General features: G+C 61.7%; 14 protein-coding genes and 1 tRNA gene. 3 read left to right on the top strand and 12 right to left on the bottom strand.

Annotation, left to right across the window (positions count from 1 at the left end; genetic code table 11):
- Positions 1–50: 50 nt before the first annotated feature.
- Genes QR290_RS05355 through ptsP form a run of 4 tightly spaced genes read right to left on the bottom strand, consistent with a single transcriptional unit; the run spans position 51 to position 7,199 of the window.
- Entirely contained in the window at positions 51–1,592 is a 1,542-nt protein-coding gene (locus tag QR290_RS05355; protein ID WP_289204497.1) for an alkaline phosphatase D family protein, read from the bottom strand.
- Between the two features lie 59 nt (positions 1,593–1,651).
- Complete coding sequence (locus tag QR290_RS05350; RefSeq protein WP_289204496.1) at positions 1,652–3,385, bottom strand: PTS fructose-like transporter subunit IIB; 1,734 nt, start codon at positions 3,383–3,385, stop codon at positions 1,652–1,654.
- A gap of 11 nt (positions 3,386–3,396) precedes the next feature.
- Complete coding sequence (gene pfkB / locus QR290_RS05345) at positions 3,397–4,338, bottom strand: 1-phosphofructokinase (protein ID WP_289204495.1); 942 nt, start codon at positions 4,336–4,338, stop codon at positions 3,397–3,399.
- A complete protein-coding gene (ptsP, locus tag QR290_RS05340) occupies positions 4,338–7,199 on the bottom strand; it encodes a phosphoenolpyruvate--protein phosphotransferase (RefSeq protein WP_289204494.1) in 2,862 nt (953 codons plus the stop codon). The genes pfkB and ptsP overlap by 1 nt, the downstream gene beginning before the upstream one ends.
- 306 nt (positions 7,200–7,505) lie before the next feature.
- Here ptsP and cra point away from each other — a divergent pair, with 306 nt between their 5' ends.
- Positions 7,506–8,501, top strand: a complete 996-nt coding sequence (gene cra / locus QR290_RS05335) for a catabolite repressor/activator (RefSeq protein WP_074691885.1) — start codon at positions 7,506–7,508, stop codon at positions 8,499–8,501.
- A 3-nt stretch (positions 8,502–8,504) separates the two neighbouring features.
- Positions 8,505–9,281, top strand: coding sequence for a TatD family hydrolase (locus QR290_RS05330; protein ID WP_289204493.1), 777 nt, complete (start codon positions 8,505–8,507; stop codon positions 9,279–9,281).
- Here QR290_RS05330 and QR290_RS05325 read toward each other — a convergent pair whose 3' ends face one another.
- The 5 genes from QR290_RS05325 to QR290_RS05305 form a co-directional block, all read right to left on the bottom strand.
- A complete protein-coding gene (locus tag QR290_RS05325; RefSeq protein WP_115076515.1) occupies positions 9,282–9,671 on the bottom strand; it encodes a hypothetical protein in 390 nt (129 codons plus the stop codon).
- A gap of 153 nt (positions 9,672–9,824) precedes the next feature.
- Entirely contained in the window at positions 9,825–11,855 is a 2,031-nt protein-coding gene (locus QR290_RS05320; protein ID WP_289204492.1) for a methyl-accepting chemotaxis protein, read from the bottom strand.
- 157 nt (positions 11,856–12,012) lie between these two features.
- Positions 12,013–12,846: a regulatory signaling modulator protein AmpE gene (gene ampE, locus QR290_RS05315; protein ID WP_115076513.1), complete on the bottom strand. Its 834-nt coding sequence runs from the start codon at positions 12,844–12,846 to the stop codon at positions 12,013–12,015.
- Complete coding sequence (gene ampD, locus QR290_RS05310) at positions 12,843–13,403, bottom strand: 1,6-anhydro-N-acetylmuramyl-L-alanine amidase AmpD (protein WP_085698399.1); 561 nt, start codon at positions 13,401–13,403, stop codon at positions 12,843–12,845. The genes ampE and ampD overlap by 4 nt, the downstream gene beginning before the upstream one ends.
- 64 nt (positions 13,404–13,467) lie before the next feature.
- Positions 13,468–15,657 carry a DUF1631 domain-containing protein gene (locus QR290_RS05305; protein ID WP_289204491.1) on the bottom strand — a complete coding sequence of 730 codons (2,190 nt, stop codon included), beginning with the start codon at positions 15,655–15,657 and terminating at the stop codon, positions 13,468–13,470.
- Between the two features lie 255 nt (positions 15,658–15,912).
- Here QR290_RS05305 and nadC point away from each other — a divergent pair, with 255 nt between their 5' ends.
- Positions 15,913–16,761 carry a carboxylating nicotinate-nucleotide diphosphorylase gene (gene nadC, locus QR290_RS05300; protein ID WP_103385633.1) on the top strand — a complete coding sequence of 283 codons (849 nt, stop codon included), beginning with the start codon at positions 15,913–15,915 and terminating at the stop codon, positions 16,759–16,761.
- Between the two features lie 51 nt (positions 16,762–16,812).
- Here the strand turns inward: nadC and QR290_RS05295 are convergent, their stop codons facing one another.
- From QR290_RS05295 to pnp, 3 genes are all read right to left on the bottom strand, one after another.
- On the bottom strand, positions 16,813–17,109 hold the full coding sequence (locus QR290_RS05295) for a DUF6388 family protein (RefSeq protein ID WP_115079897.1): 297 nt from the start codon (positions 17,107–17,109) through the stop codon (positions 16,813–16,815).
- A gap of 248 nt (positions 17,110–17,357) precedes the next feature.
- Positions 17,358–17,433, bottom strand: a tRNA-Thr gene (locus QR290_RS05290).
- A gap of 129 nt (positions 17,434–17,562) precedes the next feature.
- A complete protein-coding gene (pnp, locus tag QR290_RS05285) occupies positions 17,563–19,668 on the bottom strand; it encodes a polyribonucleotide nucleotidyltransferase (RefSeq protein WP_007953735.1) in 2,106 nt (701 codons plus the stop codon).
- Positions 19,669–19,823: the final 155 nt, after the last annotated feature.

The raw sequence follows: 19,823 nt of genomic DNA, 5'->3' as shown, positions 1-19,823 counted from the left end.
CCTTGGGTAACTGTGGGAGCAAGCTTGCTCCCACAGGATCAGCACCGCATTCAGACTGGCTGCAACTTCTGTTCGAACACCACAACACCCTCCAGATCCCGCAACACCACGCTCATCTCCCCGCTCTGCCCGTCAATGTTCACCTCACCGAAAAACTGAAATCCGGCAAACGGCGAGGCGTTCTGTACCGCCGGCGCCTTCTCGAACACCACTTGTGGGCCAAAGGTCTTGTCCAGCGGATTGGGGCCGAAACTGCCGGCGTTCAACGGCCCTGCGACGAACTCCCAGAACGGTTCGAAATCCTGGAACGCCGCGCGATCCGGGTGATAGTGGTGCGCCGCGCAGTAATGCACGTCCGCCGTCAGGAACACGAAATTGCGCACCTGATGTTTCCGCAGGAATCCAAGCAATTCCGCAACTTCCAGCTCACGCCCCTGCGCCGGGCCAGGGTCGCCGTTGGCCACGGCTTCCCAACGCGGCACACCGGGACTGACTTCACCGTCCGGCACGCCAAGGCCGATCGGCATGTCGGCGGCGATGACTTTCCACTGGGCTTTCGAGGCCTTCAATCCACGCTTGAGCCAGTTCAGTTGCTCGCGTCCGAGGAACGGTTTTTCCGCCCCTAGATTGTCGTCGTTGGCCCCGCGATAACTGCGCATGTCGAGCACGAACACATCGAGCATCGGTCCGTAACTCAGCTTGCGATAGATCCGCCCGCCACCATCGGCTGCCTGCAAACGCATTGGCGAATATTCGAGCCAGGCCTGACGCGCGCGGCCGACCAGGGTGTGGATATTTTTTTCCTGATAGCGCTCGTCGAGCTGTTTGCCCGGCGACCAGTTGTTGACCACTTCATGGTCGTCCCACTGCCAGATCTGCGGCACTTCGGCGTTGAAGCGACGGACGTTTTCGTCCATCAGGTTGTAGCGGTAATTGCCGCGATAATCGTCGAGGGTTTGCGCGACCTTGCTCTTGGCTTCGGTGGTGAGGTTGCGCCAGATCCGGCCACCTTCCGTGGTCAGTTGAGCCGGCACCGGGCCGTCGGCGTAGATGGTGTCGCCGCTGTGGATAAAGAAGTCCGGCAGGCGCATGCGCATGGCTTCATAGATGCGCATGCCGCCGATATCGGGGTTGATGCCAAAGCCCTGACCGACGGTGTCGCCGCTCCAGACAAAGCGGATATTGCGCCGCGCGGTCGGTGCACTGCGCAAGTGACCGAGCCACGGTTCACTGGCGACGCCGGTGCGAGCGTCCTTGAAATACACGCGATAGAAAATCGCCTGATCGGCGGGCAGCCCGGTGAGTTCGACGCGGGCGGTGAAATCGCTGCGGGCATCGGCCAGCGCCGAGACGACCCGGCGCGGATGGCGAAACTGACTGCGGGTGTCCCACTCCACCACCATCTGCGCCGGGCGGTCGGCGCGGCTCCAGATCATCGCGCGGTCGCCCTGCAGGTCGCCGGATTGCACGCCGTCAGTGAGCTGCGGTCGATCCTTGACCGAGGCGATCACGGCCGGCGCCAGCCCCGGCATCAGCAGTCCGGCGCCGACGGCTTGCATCACGCGCCGGCGACCGGGATTGAAATCGCTCATGGTGTTCTCCCTGAAAAAAGGAAAACTTAAGCACCGCTAGATGAAAGGGGTGTGACACCTCAGGCCTTCGCTGGCTCCAGCGCCAGTTCCACGGCCTCCGGCCGCTTGACCAGCGCATACACCACCGCCGTCAGCAGGCTGCCCGCGACGATTGCCAGCAGATACAGCAGCGCATGGTTGATCGCATTCGGAATCGCCAGCACGAACAGCCCACCGTGCGGTGCCATCAGCTTGCAGCCGAAGTACATCGACAGCGCACCGGTCAGCGCACCGCCGGCAATGCTTGCCGGGATCACCCGCAACGGGTCTTTCGCAGCAAACGGAATCGCCCCTTCAGAGATAAAGCAAAGTCCCAGCACCAGCGCCGCTTTACCGGCTTCGCGCTCGGTCTGGGCGAACTTGCGACGGGCGATGAAAGTGGCGATGCCCAGACCGATCGGCGGCACCATGCCGGCGGCCATGGTCGCGGCCATCGGTGCATAACTCTGCGAGGCCAGCAGCCCCACCGAGAACGCATAGGCAGCCTTGTTGATCGGCCCGCCGAGGTCGACGCACATCATGCCGCCCAGCAGCACACCGAGCAGGATCGCGTTGGTGGTGCCCATGCTGTCGAGGAAATGCGTCAGCGCCGCGAGCATCCCGGCCACCGGTTTGCCAACCACGTAAATCATCACCAGTCCGGTGAACAGGCTGGCGAACAACGGGATGATCAGAATCGGCTTCAGCGCTTCCAGACTTTGCGGCAGCGCCACATACCGACTGATCGCCTTGGCCGCATAGCCTGCGATAAATCCGGCAACGATCCCGCCGATGAAGCCGGCGCCCAAGGTGCTCGCCAGCAAACCGCCGATCATGCCCGGTGCGAGTCCGGGACGGTCGGCAATCGACCAGGCGATGTAACCGGCCAGCAGCGGCACCATCAATTTGAACGCGGTCTCGCCACCGATCTGCATCAGCGCCGCCGCCAGCGTGCCCTCTTCCTTGAACGCGGTGATGCCGAACACGAACGACAAGGCGATCATCAGACCGCCCGCCACCACCATCGGCAGCATGAAAGAAACGCCGGTCAGCAGGTGTTTGTAGACGCCGCTTTTCTCCTGTTTGGCCGGGGCCTTGCCGTCGCTCGCAGCACTTTCCTGCTTGCCTTCGGCCAGGGCTTTTTTCAGCGTGGCTTCGGATTGCTTCAACGCAATGCCGGTGCTGCAGCGGTAGATTTTCTTGCCGGCGAAACGCTCGGTGGCGACTTCAATGTCAGCCGCCAGCAGCACCACGTCAGCCTCGGCGATGGCTGCCGCGCTCAGCGGATTTCGCGCGCCGACCGAGCCCTGGGTTTCGACTTGCAGATCAAAGCCCAGACGCTTGGCGGCTTGCTGCAAGGCTTCGGCGGCCATGAAGGTGTGGGCGACGCCGGTCGGGCAGGCGGTGACCGCAACCAGTCGCGGCGCTTGCGCGCTGGCAACCACGGGCGGCGCTTCGTCAGCGACGTAAACCTCAGCCTCGACGGCGCCACGCCGCAGCACGTCTTCAACATCCTGCAGGGCTTGCGCCGGCGCGATCCGAAAGACTTTCTTGCCGATGAACCGGGTCATGTCCACAGATCCTGTGGCCACCAGCAACACCCACTCGGCGGCCTCGATGGTGGCCGCCGACAACTCGCGTTCCGGGTGCGCGGCATCCACCACTTCGACGCTGGTGCTCCAGCCCTGACGCTGGGCCGCGGCATCCAGCAGCCGGGCGCACAGCACACTGGTGACCATGCCGTTCGGGCAGGCCGTGACAATGGCTAACTTCATGACAAACCCTCTTATTGTTCTGTCAGGGGGCGCACGCGCACGCCCTGTTCGAGCTGCGCCAGTTGCGCGGCATCGTGAATACCGAATCCGATCTGGGTCACCGCCTGCGCCGCAATCGCCGTGGCGGTGCGCAGGGTTTGTTCCGGCGTGTCGGCGCTGAGCAGACCGTGAAGCATGCCAGCCAGCAACGAATCGCCGGCACCGACCGTGCTGGCGACGCTGACCTTCGGCGGCGTCGCATGCAGCGCCGAGCCGACGCTGAACCAGTTCACACCGTCGGCACCGTGGGAGATCACCACATGCTCGATGCCCTGAGCGTGCAGCCGACTGGCCGCTTCGGCCTGAGACGCGTGGGACACCACTTCACAGCCCAGCGCATCGGCCAGCTCTTCGGTATTCGGTTTGATCAGCCACGGGCCGGCCTTGAGCGCCGCGCGCAAGGCATCGCCACTGGTGTCCAGGGCGACTTTCAGCCCCAGCGTTTTCAAGCGCTCGACCAGTTCGCGCAACCACTGCGCACTGACTCCGCGCGGCAAACTGCCGGCGACCACCACCGCGTCATGTCCCGGCGCGATCTGCACCAGACGATCCAGCAACGCCTGTTGCGCCACCACGCCGACCACCGGCCCAGGGCCGTTGATGTCGGTGATGCGTCCGTCCTGTTCCGCGACCTTGATGTTGCTGCGGGTCTCGCCGGGCACCCGGATAAACGCATCGGTGAAACCGCGCTTGGCGAACAGGGTTTCGAACGACTGCAGATTGTCTTCGCCGAGAAAGCCGCTGACCGTCAGTTGATGACCGAGGTCGGCCAGCACTTGCGCAACGTTCACGCCCTTGCCGGCGGCGTGGGTGTGCATCTCGTCGCTGCGGTTGACCTGACCGGCCTCCAGACGTGGCAACTGCACCGTGAGGTCCAGCGCCGGGTTGAGGGTCAGGGTGAGAATCTTGGCCATTACAGGGCCTCCACTAATGCGCGCACTTCGTTGGCGCTGCCCACGGCCAGGGCTTGTTGAGCAAGGGTTTTAACCTGGGTCAGGCTGAGTTCGCGGATGCGTGCCTTGACCTCGGCGATGCTGCGCCCGGAGACGCTCAGTTCATCCACACCGAGGCCGACCAGCACCGGCACCGCCAGCGGATCCGCCGCCAGCTCGCCGCACACACCGACCCATTTGCCATGGGCATGGGCCGCGCGCACGGTGATGTCGATCAGTTGCAGCACCGCCGGGTGCAGGCCGTCCGCCTGGGCGGACAGGGTTGGATGACCACGGTCGATGGCCAGCGTGTACTGGGTCAGGTCGTTGGTGCCGACGCTGAAGAAGTCCACCTCTTTGGCCAACACTGGCGCCAGCAGCGCGGCGGACGGCACTTCGATCATGATCCCCAGTTGCAGATCGGCTACCGGGATTTCCAGGCGCAGGCGTTCGGTCATGTCGCGGGCCTGACGCCACTCGTCGACGCTGCCGACCATCGGGAACATGATCCGCAGCGGACGGTTGTCTGCCGAACGCAGCAAGGCGCGCAATTGCGCTTCCATGATCTGCGGACGCTGCAAGGTCAGGCGAATCCCGCGCACGCCAAGGAACGGGTTTTCTTCCTTGGCAATCGGCCAATACGGCAGCGGTTTGTCGCCGCCGACATCGAGGGTGCGCACCACCAGAGGTCGACCGGCGAGGCCATCGAGCACGCGACGGTATTCGGCTTCCTGCGTCGCCTCGTCCGGTGCCTGTGGATGAGCCATGAAAATCAGTTCGGTGCGCAACAGACCGATGCCTTCGGCGCCCTGCTCCACCGCGCTGATCACACCGGCGCTTTCGCCGATGTTGGCGAACACTTCCACGGCGTGGCCGTCGGTGGTGTGCGCCGGTTGATGACGTTGTTCGGCGGCGGCTTTCAAGCGTTGTTCGCGGGTGTCGCGTTCCTCGCTGGCGCGTAGCAGGGTCGCGGCATCCGCGTCCACATGCAGGCGCCCGCGCTGGCCGTCGAGCAGCAACGGCGTGCCCGGCTTCAGCAGCAACACCGCAGCGCCCGCACCGACCAGCGCCGGAATCCCCAATGCGCGGGCCACGATGGCGCTGTGAGCGGTGGCGCCACCACGGGCGGTGAGAATCCCTGCGACCCGTGCCGGATCCAGACGCGCCACGTCGGACGGACCGACTTCGTCCATTACCAGAATGTACGGTTGCTCAGGCTCGGCGGGCGTCTGCACGCCGCACAGTTGCGCCAGCACCCGGCGGCCGATGTCGCGCAGATCGGCGGCACGTTCGGCGAGCAACGCGTCCTGCAACGATTCCTGTTGTTTAGCGGCGGCCTCGATCACGGCCATCCAGGCTGCTTCAGCGCTTTCGCCCTGCTTGAGGCGAGTGTCGACTTCGTCGGTGAGTTCCGGATCGTCGAGCATTTCCTGGTGGGTGATGAAAATCTCGCGGATCGCCTTGGCCTTGCTGCGTTCGATCAGGCCCTGAATGTCCTGGCGCACGTCAGCCAGCGAGTTTTTCAGACGCTCGCGCTCGATGGCGGCGGACTCGCCACGCAACGGGTAATCGATGGCTTGCTGGACCTGAATGTGCGCCGGGCCGATGGCGATGCCGGGGGCGGCAGGGATCGCTTGCAGCAGGCTGCCGGAAGCCGGGGCGCTCAGGACTTCGGCGATGTCGGCGATCACTTCACGCTGCTGACTGACGGCTGGCAGCGGCTCGACTTCTTCGCCGAGGCCCTCTTCAATGGCAGCCAACAATGCCGGTAACGCATCGGCGGCGATGCTCGGTTCAGCGATGATTTCCAGCACCTGCCCGCGACGGGCGCCGAGGCTCAGCAGTTTGCTCAGGCTCTTCACCGATACTGCGCTGTCCTGACCGTCGACGATGCGCACACGGATTTCGCCGTCAAAACTTTTCGCCAGTTGCGCGAGAATCTTCGCCGGCCGCGCGTGCAAGCCATGGGCGTTGGCCAGTGCGATACGCGCACTCGGCCAGTCGGCCGGCAACTCGCCGCCGAGCACTTCGAGGACTTTGCGGCTGCTGGTGGCGCGGCCCAGTTCATGGCCGCGACCTTCGATCAGCAACGCGCACAACCGCTCGAGCAACGCCTGATGCGCTTCACCGAGGCTGGCCAGACAGAACAGACCGCTGAGCGGCTGGCCGAGGTAGCGCATTGGCTTGTCCGGCGTGACGAACGCCAGGCCCGGGCGCTTCACGGTCTGCTCGCTGTGCAGCCACCAGAGGCCATCGCCCAGCGGCAGCGCTTCGACTTGCTGCAACACGCCGGCAAAACCGTTGCTCACGCAATCGGCCTGGCGCAGCAGACGTGCACCGCGCCAGACCAGTTCTTCGAAATCGTCGGCGGACACACCGAGGCCGATCATCTGCGCATCGAGCGCCAGCTCCTGCGGCGCGCCTTGCAGCAGTTTCAGCAGCGCTTCGGGCGAACTGGCGCGGCGCAGGGCCTGGCCCAGATCGGTCTCGCCGAGGGCGCGGGTCAGCAGTTGCAACAGGCGCAGGTGTTCGTCGGATTTGGCGGCGATGCCGATGGCCAGATAAACGATCTGGCCATCACCCCAGTCCACACCGTCGGGAAACTGCATCAGGCGCACGCCGGTGGCGAACACCTGATCGCGGGTTTCGGGCGTGCCGTGGGGGATCGCAATGCCTTGGCCGAGGAAGGTCGAGCCCTGAGCCTCCCGGGCCTGCAGGCCGGCGAGGTATCCGTCGGCGACCAGACCATCGGCGACCAGATGACTGGCCAGCAATTGCAAAGCGGCGGGTTTATCCACAGCCGACTGGCCCATGGATATCTGCTCTACAGTGAGCTCGAGCATGCGATCTCCTTTTTGGCGCGGTGGTGCGCCAGGTATTGTTTTGAATGGTTGCAGCTTAGGCGCTGTGGGCCATCCTTTTCAGGAGGCAGTTTTGGCGGTTTCACGGCAGAACCGGCCAAAGGCGTCTAAAACGTAGAAAATACGCTTGCTGAAACGTTTAATCTAGATTGATCGGCACGTTACTCGATAATGTCCCATCCTTGAAGTCCAACTTGTCGGATGCGCTGCGACAATAGTCGCCTGCCTGAATCGGGTAGGATTGGCGAAAATGTCGCGGCAAGCTCGAAAAAACAAGGAAATCCCGGGTTGAAACTCAGTGATATCGCGCGGTTGGCCGGAGTGTCCGTGACCACCGCCAGCTACGTCATCAACGGCAAGGCCGAACAGCAGCGCATCAGCACCGCGACCGTCGAGCGAGTGCGGGCGGTGGTCGATCTGCACGGCTTTACCCCCAATCCACAGGCGGCCGGGCTGCGCAGTCGGCACACCCGGACCCTGGGTTTTATCCTGCCGGATCTGGAAAACCCCAGTTACGCGCGGATCGCCAAACTGCTGGAGCAAGGCGCCCGTGCGCGGGGTTATCAGCTGCTGATCGCCAGCTCCGACGATGCACCGGACAGCGAGCGGCAGTTACTGCAACTGTTCCGTGCCCGACGCTGCGATGCATTGATTGTCGCCAGCTGCCTGCCGGCCGGTGACGACAGTTATCGTCAGTTGCAGGCCAAGGGGCTGCCGATCATTGCCATCGACCGGGTGATGGATGCCGAACACTTCTGTTCGGTGGTCAGCGATGACCGCGAAGCCAGCTTGCACCTGACCGAAAGCCTGCTCGACCCGCAGCCGAAACAGATCGTGCTGCTGGGCGCGCGCCCGGAACTGAGCATCAGCCAGGAACGTGCTGCCGGGTTCAAACAGGCCCTCGCCGGCTTCAAGGGCGAAGTGCTGATCGAGCACGCCGAGTCCTTCAGCCGCGAGTGCGGCAAACAGTTGATGGAGGAACTCCTGCAACGTCTCGGGCATTTGCCGGACGCACTGGTGACCACTTCCTACGTGCTGTTGCAGGGTGTGTTCGACGCGCTGCATGACTTCCCGCTGAAAAACCGCCCGCTGCGCCTCGGAACGTTTGGCGACACCCAGTTGCTCGACTTCCTGCCGCTGCCAGTCAACGCCATGGCCCAGCAGCACCAGTTGATCGCCGACAAGGCGCTGGAACTGGCGCTGGCGGCGGTCGAGCAATCGGATTACCAGCCTGGCGTGCAGGCCATTGCCCGTACCTTCAAGCAGCGTATTCACCGGGACTGAGCCGTGGAGCTGATCGACAGCCACACCCATCTGGACTTCCCCGACTTCGACGACGACCGCGCGGCGTTGCTGAGCGAAAGCCGCGCCCTCGGGGTCCGGCGAATGGTGGTGCTCGGGGTCTACGAGGGGAACTGGCAGCGGGTGTGGGATCTGGTGCAAAGCGACGCCGATCTGTACGCGGCGTTCGGATTGCACCCGGTCTATCTCGATCAGCATCGCCCTGAAGATTTGCTGGCACTGGGCGACTGGCTGACTCGGCTTAAAGGTCATCGGCAGCTGTGTGCTGTCGGCGAAATCGGCCTGGATTACTTCATCGAAACCCTTGACCGTAAACGCCAGCAAGCGCTTTTCGAGGCACAACTTCAACTGGCGGCGGATTTCGAGTTACCGGCGTTGATTCATGTGCGGCGCAGTCATGCGGCGGTGATTGCCACCCTCAAGCGCTTCAAGCTCAAGCGCGCCGGCATCATTCACGCCTTCGCCGGCAGCCGTGAAGAAGCGCGGGAATACATCAAGCTCGGTTTCAAACTCGGCCTCGGTGGTGCACCGACCTGGCCGCAGGCATTGCGCATGCATCGTGTACTGGCGGATTTACCACTGGGCTCGGTGGTGCTGGAAACCGACTCCCCGGACATGGCGCCCGCCATGTACCCCGGCATTCGCAATACGCCGGCGCATCTGCCGGCGATCTGCGACTCACTGGCCGCTTTGATGAACATCAGTGCGCAAGAGCTCGCCGCCGCCAGTACCGCCAACAGTTGCGAGGTGTTCGGCTGGTAATCAGTTGCCGTGGGCCTTGGCCGCCTCGAGAATCAGGGTCAGGTGCTGGCGCTGCCGGGCGTAACGAATCACCGCGAAGTACACGAAAATCGCAATCAGCGACGCGTTCAACTGCTCGGTAACGCTGAGCAGCCCTACCCATTCCATCACCAAGGCCACCAGCAACGCGGTGCACACGGTCACCAGTGCACTGGCGCGCAGCAGGCCAAGTGAATCGAGCGAACGGAAGCGTTTGATCTGCTTCGGGCAGCGCAGCTCCAGGCTTTTCTGGCAATGCGTACAAGTGAATGCTTCGTGGATGGAAATGGCATTCAGCTGCCAGGGCTTGAGCACCAGCGTGGTCTGGCAGTGGGCGCAATGGCCCTGGACGCCCAGGGTTGCGACAGACATGTGCATCTCCTCCAAGTGGTCAAAGAACTGAGCTTGGTTCATTGAAGACGAAAAACCAGCGCCCGGAGGAAAACAGGATTTTGCTTACAGATGTAAGCAAAAAAGTACTACAAACCATTCCGAAAAAACCTGCCTCACGGGAGGCAGGTCCATTCAAACCCGGAACGCGCTGATCAACTGCTTCAACTCGACCACCTGCGCCGACAACGCGCGACTGGCATCTTCAGTCTGATGCGCACCTTCTGCGGTGCGCTCGCCGGCACGGTTGATCTCGACGATGTTCTGGTCTATGTCGTGGGCCACGGCGGTCTGCTGCTCGACGGCGGCGGCGATCTGCTGGTTCTGGTCGACGATCATGCCGACAGCGCCGAGGATGTTTTCCAGCGCCTGCTGGACTTTTTCCGACTGCCCAACCGTGCCGTTGGCCATCTGATGGCTGACGCCCATGGCCTTCACTGCCGCGCCGACGCCGCCGTGGAGCTTGGCGATCATCTGCTCGATTTCTTCGGTCGATTGCTGTGTGCGTTTGGCCAGCGTCCGGACTTCGTCAGCGACCACGGCAAAACCGCGTCCCTGTTCGCCAGCCCGCGCAGCCTCGATCGCGGCGTTGAGCGCCAGCAGGTTGGTCTGTTCGGCGATGCTCTTGATCACTTCCAGAACGCGGCTGATCGACTGGCTGTCGCTGGCCAACTGGTTGATCACCAGTACCGACTGATCGATTTCGCTCGCCAGTGCCGCGATGCTGCCCTGCTGCGATTCCACCAGACCGCGACCGCTAATGGTTTCGTCGTTCACGCTGTGGGCGCTGCTGACCGCTGCCGCCGCACTGCGTGCCACCTCCAGCGACGTCGCCGACATCTGGTTCATTGCGGTGGCTACTTGCTCGATCTGCGTGCGTTGCCCGGCGACCGCCTGATTGCTTTGCGCCGAAACGTTTTCCACTTGCCCTGCCTGTCGCTCGACCTCGCCAACGGTGTGGCCGACCCGTTCGATCAGGTCATGGATTTTGCGCACCGTACCGTTGAACACCTCGCCCAACTCGCCAAGTTCATCGCGGCTGTTGGCGCGGAAATTCACCGTCATGTCGCCTGCCGCGACTTTATCCATCATGGCGCCGAGGTTTTTCAGGGTGGCGCGGGTCGAGGCGTAGAAGCCGCCGTAGAGATAGAAAATCAGCACGAACACCACCGACAGCGCCACGGCTTGCAGCACCATGTGCGTGCGGTTTTGCCCCAGACGCTGCTGCAACTGGGTGTCGAGGAATTTCAGGGTGGCATCGTTGAGCTGATAGGTCTGGTTCATCAGCCCGGTGACCTGGTCATAGAACGCCTGCCATGGGGCATCGAGCGTTTCGGCCATCACCACTTGTTCTTCGATCAGTGTACTGGCCTGTTTCAGCGTCGCCTTGCTGGCATCGGCCGGTGCGCTCAGGGAATCACGGGCGGCTTTGCTCGAACCCAGTGCGTCCTGCAATTTCAGGCCATATTCGGCCTGAAGTTTTTCGATCTGCACCAGCAGCTCGTCGAAGCGAGTGCTCGACGAGCTGTTGAGAAAGCCCTGGCCCAAGGAATACGAGCCCATCGCCCGACCTTCGCCCAAGGCCTGGGTGACGGCCGGCGTGATCGCGGTGATCAGCTCGCTGAGCTGGCGTATGTCGCTCTGGTTGTCACGGCTCAACCCGGCCTGACTGGCCACGATCTGGCTGAAAATCTGCGCATTACCCAGCAGTTTGCCTATCAGCGCACTTTTGCTTTGCAGGGAGTTTTCCGCTTGCTGGGCCTTGAAAGCGGCGATCATTTCATCGCGCTTGGTCTCGAAGAACTTGATCTGCTCCGGATCCTCGGTCATGGGCGTCAACCCTTGCAGGCGCGCCAGGACGTTTTGCTCAAGGCTGGTGATCTGCGCCTCGACATTGCCGGCCTTGCCAGACTGGCCGAGGGTGACGTTGATCTGCACCAGATTGTTGAGGGTTTCCAGATCCCGGCGCAGTGTCAGGCTGCTGCCCAGCAGGTCGAGGCTCTGCAGCTCCACCCGGGTGCCCTGGAATTCGCGATAGGAATCACGCACCAGATAGAAATTGGTCACCAGCATTGGCACCAGGAACAGCACGCTGATCAGGCTGAACTTCATGCCGAAGCTCAAGCGGTTCATCAGCGAGACGGCGGGATAGAGCAAGCTCTTCACTGGAAGTCTCCCTTGGTTTTTTCTTGTTTTTATTGGCAGGCGCGGGGCGACAGCAGATAGCCACTATCGGGCGCCATCTCTGTATAGCTCAAATCGAAGGGAGGTTTTGTAACTTAAGGTTAACGAGGGGGATTGCCCCCCTCGTCAGGGGAAAGGCCTACGCGAGTACCGTCCACAGGGCAAAGCCGGCATACCACAGCACCGCCGCCCGCAGCAGCAGTTCCCACAGGCAGTCGAGGGTGTTGATGCCTTCGGGACCGACGGCGGCCGGCGGGATTTCCCCGGCAGCCAGCCCGACCTTGTCGATCAGTTGGGCGGCGCTGATGTTCCAGTTCAGCAGCTCATGCAGCATCACCCGGCTGACCGCGACGAAATTGCCGACCAGCGCAAGACTCGCCGCCAGCAGGCGCACCGGCACCCAGTCGAAGGCATGACGCAGTTGCCCGGCACGCTCAGCCACCGCCGGGTTCTGGGCGTTTTCTTCCGCCAGCGCCAGCAAGCGATAGCTCAGCGCCGCGACCGGGCCGAGCAGGAAGTACCAGAAAATCACCGCAAAGAAACTCTGGTAGGCCTGCCACAACAGATGCCGTTGCACTTGCTCCAGCAATTGTTCGCCGCTTTCGGCGCAAATGTTCAGATCACGCTTGGCCACGTGGGCGGCGGCCTGCAGATCCTCACGGCGCCAGGCGTCGCGAAACGGCCCGAGTTCGCCGAGCAGATCACCCCGCCCCAGGCTGTAAATCACCACCAGCAAATGCACCGGTAAGGCCAGCAGACCGTAGGCTACCGGGTCCAGCACCACCAGCAGCAATCCCAGCAGTGCCACCGGCAACAACACCAGGACTGTCAGCACCAGCCACGGCTGTTTGGCCAGCCCGCCGGTTTCAAGCTTGTGCAGTTCGCGGATCCATCCGCCATCGCGTTGAACCCGTTGGCGCAGGGCCGAGAACTTCTCGATCCAGACCGCCAGCAGTAACACCAGAAAACTCATTGTCCTTCCTCTTGTGCCAGGGCGGCGCGGTAGCGTGCCCAGTCGAATGCGGGTCCGGGGTCGGTCTTGCGTCCGGGGGCGATGTCGCTGTGCCCGCAGATGCGCTCGACGGTGATTGCCGGGAACGCCGCCTGTATCTGCCGGGTCAGCACGGTCAACGCCTGGTACTGTGCATCGGTGAACGGCAGATCATCAGTGCCTTCCAGCTCGATGCCCAGCGAAAAATCGTTACAGGTTTCCCGTCCTTCGAACACCGAAACACCGGCATGCCAGGCACGCTCGAGACAGGAGACAAACTGGGTGACCTTGCCGTCACGTTCGATCAGAAAATGCGCAGACACGCGCAGGTCGGCGATCCCCGCAAAGTAGGGATGTTCCGTGACATCCAGACGATTCTGGAAAAATTCCTGCACCTTGCCGGTGGCGAATTGCGCCGGCGGCAGGCTGATGTTGTGGATGACCAACAGGGAGACTTCGCCCGCCGGCCGTTCATTGAAGTTGGGCGAAGGGCAGACCTGCACCCCGTGACACCACCCGCTTGCGGGATCCAACTGCATACCGATTCCTTCAACGCCGACTGTGTTGGCGACCAGTATGCCGTGATCGGCCCCCGGCGCGCGATCACTTGCCGCGATTGAGTCGCCGCAGATTGCCGAGCACCGACTCCAGCGCCCGGTCGAACAGCAAGGTGTCGTCCAGCGCCCGCACCGCGCCGCGACGAAACGCCAGGGCCAGTTCCGTGCGATCGCGCTCCAGCACTTTCATCCCGGTACGGTCGACAAACACGTATTTGCCGGTGGCCTCGATGATCGCCGCCAGTTTGCAGCGCAGGGTGTGTTCTTCGTCTTCCTCGAACGCCACCCAACTGCCCAGGCGCAACTGATCGACCTGGCGCAAACCTGCGTCGTCAGCCGGCAAACGTGCCGGCGTGCGGGGCTGAAGGCCGTCGTCAGCCATCTGCAAGACAATCGCCTGCGACACTTCGATCATTTCCGGCAACGCGGACTGATCCGGCTCGCTGCATGGTTCGAGCAGGCGCACATGCAGCGCTTCCAGCTCACTGAAAAAGCCGCTGGTGGCAAACGGATCGAAGGCCGAACTGCTCAGGCCATCGCGCAATGACTTGAGCAACCCCGGCACCAGCGCCAGCAGGCGCAGACCCGCTTCGGCGTCATCGTGGCGCTGCACGCTCCAGATCAATTGCTCCATGGTCTGCACGTCGGCCTGCCATTCGGCAGACTGATCGCCGTGCTTGAGACAGGTCAGCAGCAACACCTTGCTCCAGGCTTCCTGCACGAATGTCACCACCGACGGTGGCAAGACTTTGCCCAGCAACGCCTGATTGAGCGCCTGCTCGACACGCTGGCGAGCCAGCTCGGTTTTCGCCCGGCCCTCTTCGGCATCGCGCAAACGCTGTTCGAGCAATTCGCTGCGACGGCGCTCGTCACTGGTGAATGCGAGGAAGTCCGCCAGCAACTCGGAAAAAATCGCCGGGTCATCGACGAAATCCGTCAGCAGGCGCTGCACCACTTGCTCGATGCGCAGGTACAGGCTGTCGCGCGCATTGCCGTCGCACTCGCCCCAGCCCATCGCTGCTTCGGCAATTTCGTTCAGCAGGCGCCGCGCCGGGTGGCTGCTGCGGCTGAAGAAGCTTTTGTCGATCACCGCGACCTTCAACATCGGGATCTGCAACCGGGCGATCAACGCCTTGAGCGAATCCGGCAGATTGCGATCATCGAGGATGCAGTCGAAGACCATGGCCACCAGATTGATCACATCTTCGTCGGCACCGCCAACAATTCGTGATTTGCCGCTGCGTACGCTGACCCGGGTCAGCAACTGTTCAAGCTGATGGCGCAGATCGAAATCGTCCTGCACCGCCAGCGCCGGCACGTATTGCTGCAAGTGCGAGAGCAGACGCAGCAGGTCGCGGGTGGAAATCGGTTGGGCGGGAGCGCTGGGTTCCAGGGTCGGCGCAACGGTGCCGCGCACGTGCAGCAGCAACTCCTGCAACGCGGCGAAGACCTCCTGCACGCCCGCATCGGCCTGGGTTTTGTCGACACCCTCGAATTCGCTCTGCACGCTGGCCACGGCCTGATCGATGGCGCGACGGGCCGGTGCCGGCTTGAGTTCGGGCAACACGCCCGTGGCGATCAGCAGTTGATTGGCTTCGGCGTAGAGTTGATCGGTATCAGCCAGCACATAACGCTCGAACAGTTTGAGCAGGATCAGTTTGACCTTGATCTCCACCCCCAGATTGCGCCCCGCTTGCAGGAAGAACTCGCAAAGCATGGCCGGGCCCAGCGGGTTGTATTGATCGTCCAGGGTCTTGCCCAACAGCGCATTGAATCGCGCAGTCAGTTGGTCGAGGGCGAACCCGTCGCGATTCAGTACGCGGCCGACCATCGTCTCGACCGCGACGTTGCGCTCCATGTCGTCGGTGCGCGCGGTGCTGTCCTCACTCTGCAAAGCATGAGAAAGGACGCTGGGGACGGGATCGAATTGAGTGAGGCCGACAAAAGCTTCGAAGAATTGCTCGAGAAAACCGCGCTCGATGTTCTTGCGCTTGAGGCGCAGGTCTCGCATGGCTTCGAAAAAGATGTTCTGTTCGACGTCGTTGCGTGCCCGGTCGGCCATCTCGAACAGGGTGTCGTCGGCGTTATCGAACAGTTCCTGCAAACCGTTGCGCAGGCGCTGGGCAGCCTTGTCGCGAACCTGAAGCAGAATCACAGGCAGGCGGGCGAGCGGCGAGTGAGTCGCCTGATCGGTAGTGGCCTTGTGCAGAGGCACTACATTCCCGTCGTTGTGCATCCAAGCCTCCTGAAACGGTGATTTGCCGACGTCAAAGTCATGGCGTCAAATGCAAGGCGGATTATCTTGCAAAAGATGTCCCCGGCGCCAGAGCCGTCAGGGTTTCCCCTATGCGCCGACACCTTGCAGTGACCACGACAGAAACGGGTTTGCTCAAAGAAAATCGACCGGATGCAGCGCTGCGTGGCTGTTCTCGCCTTGGGTTGGCCGACGCCATGCCCCTATAATCGGGCCACTTAGTTTGTGGAGCCCGTTATGCCGAATCTACGTCTCGCCGATTTGACCGCCGAAATCGAAGCCAACGTGCGCCGTGCGTTGCTCGAAGACATCGGCAGCGGCGACATCACCGCGCAACTGATCCCGGCCGAACGCTTGGCCAAAGCCACCATCATCACCCGCGACGCCGCCGTCATCAGTGGCACGGCCTGGGTCGATGCGGTGTTCCGCCAGCTCGATCCACGGGTGGCGGTGCATTGGCAGGTGCGCGATGGCGAACGGGTTTCGCCGAATCAGCCGCTGTTTCACCTGGAAGGCCCCGCCCGTTCGCTGCTGACCGGTGAGCGCAGTGCATTGAATTTCCTGCAGTTGCTGTCGGGCGTGGCGACCCGCGCGCAGTACCTGGCGGACTTTGTCGCCGAGACGTCGGTGAAACTGCTCGACACCCGCAAGACCCTGCCGGGCCTGCGTCTGGCGCAGAAATACGCGGTCACCTGCGGCGGTTGCCATAACCATCGCATCGGCCTCTACGACGCATTCCTGATCAAGGAAAACCATATCGCCGCCAGCGGTGGCATCCCGCAGGCCATTGCCGCCGCGCACAAGATTGCGCCGGGCAAACCGGTGGAAATCGAAGTGGAAAGTCTGGAGGAACTGAAAGAAGCGCTGGCCGCCGGTGCCGAAATCATCATGCTCGACGAACTGAGCCTTGATGACATGCGCGAAGCCGTGCGCCTGAACGGCGGCAAGGCAAAACTGGAAGCCAGTGGCGGCATCAACGAAAGCACGCTGCTGCCGATCGCACAGACCGGGGTGGATTACATCTCGATCGGCGCGATGACCAAGGATGTGAAGGCCGTGGACCTGTCGATGCGCCTGAGCATCTGAGTCGACCACACAATAAAAAACGCCAGCCCTTTTGAGGCTGGCGTTTTTGTTTCAAATTTCGATTTCATTCAGCTCAAGGTATTCCGGCAAGTCCATCCCCAAAGCCTCCGCAACTTCCTGATAAACCTCCAGACGCATGGTTTTGAGCTCCTCCGGCGTCTCAGCAACGAACTCAAGTACCAGTTCCCAATGCTCTAACCCGCGTGAATCGGCTTCATCCTCGAATGCCCATTGCACCTCCTGCTTTTGTTCGGAAGCATCCAGAGCACTGATTTCTTCCTGTAAGGAGGGAGTCGCTGCCAAATACTTCTCTAGCGCTGCATCAATTCTTTGCTCTTTAGGGATCATGGCGTTCTCGCTGATCATAAGAATGGAAGATGGATGTGGATCATCAAGGATCTCTCTGACGCGGACTGTCCGGCCTTCGGAACCATTCGGGATCATCTGAAAACTGCTGGGCGATGCTCATGCAGACAATGAATATAGGATGTTTGGCGAGCGAATTACACGGGACTTTACATCTCTCCCACAAAAAGTTGACCGGGAGAACATAAAACCGGACTTCGAGGGGGAGCAGGAAGAAGGGAAAAGCGAAGTGGTGCCCGAGACAGGAATCGAACCTGCGACCTTCGCGTTACGAGTGCGCTGCTCTACCGGCTGAGCTACACGGGCGGTGGGCTAAACCTAGCACTGGTCTTGCAGGTCGGCAACTTCGCCGAATGACTCGATATTTCACGGACAAAAAAATGCCCCACCGTTTTCACGGCGGGGCATTTTCATTGCGCTGTAACTGCGGGGTGATTAAACGCCCGAAGCCTTGGCAGCTGCCACGTCTTTGATGGACAGCTTGATACGGCCGCGGTTGTCCACGTCCAGTACCAGCACTTCCACTTCCTGGCCTTCTTTCAGGATGTCGGTCACTTTCTCTACGCGAGCGTCGCTCAGCATCGAGATGTGAACCAGACCGTCCTTGCCCGGCAGGATGTTGACGAATGCGCCGAAGTCGACGATGCGCTCAACCTTGCCGACGTAGATCTTGCCGATCTCGGCCTCTGCGGTGATACCCAGAACGCGCTGACGTGCGGCTTCTGCAGCTTCCTTGGTTTCGCCGAAGATCTTGATCGAACCGTCGTCTTCGATGTCGATCGAAGCCTTGGTCTCTTCGCAGATCGCACGGATGGTCGCGCCGCCTTTACCGATAACGTCACGGATCTTGTCGGTGTCGATCTTCATCGCGATCATGGTCGGAGCGTTGGCCGACAGTTCGGTACGCGACTGGCCAATGATCTGGTTCATCTGGCCGAGGATGTTCAGGCGCGCTTCCAGGGCTTGGCCCAGAGCGATTTCCATGATCTCTTCGGTGATGCCCTTGATCTTGATGTCCATCTGCAGCGCGGTCACACCTTTGGCGGTACCGGCTACTTTGAAGTCCATGTCGCCCAGGTGGTCTTCGTCACCCAGGATGTCGGTCAGGACGGCGAACTTCTCGCCTTCTTTAACCAGACCCATGGCGATACCGGCAACCGGTGCCTTCATCGGAACACCAGCGTCCATCAGGGCCAGGGAAGCACCGCAAACGGAAGCCATCGAGCTCGAACCGTTGGATTCGGTGATTTCCGATACCACACGGATGGTGTACGGGAACACATCAGCGGCTGGCAGCATGGCCGAAACCGAACGACGGGCCAGACGGCCGTGACCGATTTCACGACGACCGGCGCCACCCATGCGACCACACTCGCCCACCGAGAACGGAGGGAAGTTGTAGTGCAGCATGAACGGGTCTTTTTTCTCGCCTTCCAGGGTGTCCAGCAGTTGTGCGTCACGGGCGGTGCCCAGAGTCGCAACGACCAGAGCCTGGGTTTCGCCACGGGTGAACAGTGCCGAACCGTGGGTCTTCGGCAGAACGCCGACTTCGATGTTCAGCGGACGTACGGTGCGGGTGTCGCGACCGTCGATACGTGGCTTGCCGTTTACGATGTTTTCGCGAACGGTGCGGTATTCGATTTCGCCGAAAGCGGCTTTGACGTCGGAAGCCGAAGGCTGGCCTTCTTCACCGGACAGCTTGGCAACAACCTGGTCACGCAGCTCGCCCAGACGCGCATAACGGTCGGCCTTGATGGTGATGGTGTAAGCCTGGGAGATTGCTTCGCCGAACTCGGAACGGATAGCAGCCAGCAGCTCGGTGGCTTCTGGAGCAGGTGCCCAGGTCCAGGTTGGCTTGGCAGCTTCGGCAGCCAGTTCTTTAACGGCGTTGATCACGACCTGGAACTCGTCGTGAGCAAACAGTACTGCGCCCAGCATCTGGTCTTCGGTCAGCTCTTTGGCTTCCGATTCAACCATCAGCACGGCGTCCGAAGTACCGGCAACAACCATGTCCAGGCTCGAGGCAGCTTGCTGCTCGTAGGTCGGGTTCAGCAGGTAGCCGGTGCTTTCGTGGAAAGCAACGCGAGCGGCACCGATCGGGCCGTCGAACGGAATGCCGGAGATCGCCAGGGCAGCCGAGGTACCGATCATCGCAGCGATGTCCGGATCGGTCTTCTTGCTGGTGGAAACGACGGTGCAGACAACCTGCACTTCGTTCATGAAACCTTCAGGGAACAGCGGACGGATCGGACGGTCGATCAGTCGGGAAGTCAGGGTTTCTTTCTCGGAAGGACGGCCTTCACGCTTGAAGAAACCGCCAGGGATCTTACCGGCAGCGTAAGTTTTTTCCTGGTAGTGAACGGACAGAGGGAAGAAGCCCTTGCCCGGATCGGCTTGCTTGGCACCGACTACGGTCACCAATACGCTGACGTCGTCGTCAACGGTGACCAATACTGCGCCGGAGGCCTGACGGGCGATACGGCCAGTCTCGAGGGTAACGGTCGACTGACCGAACTGGAATTTTTTGATTACCGGGTTCACGGTGTCCTACCTTCTTTGTGGCTCTTGGGGGAACTGGTTTCTTGCGAAATTCTTGGGCAATGCCGGGAATCGGCCCGACGCCTGTCCAGGGTAAAACGTGCATCCAGATAAAACTTGAGGCTGGGAGCCTGCCAGACGCCGGCGGAAACCCGCTG

This window comes from Pseudomonas fluorescens, assembly GCF_030344995.1.
Lineage (GTDB): Bacteria > Pseudomonadota > Gammaproteobacteria > Pseudomonadales > Pseudomonadaceae > Aquipseudomonas > Aquipseudomonas fluorescens_BF.
The sequence above is the reverse complement of the archived record's forward strand: the minus strand, read 5'-3'. Positions and strand labels throughout refer to the sequence as shown.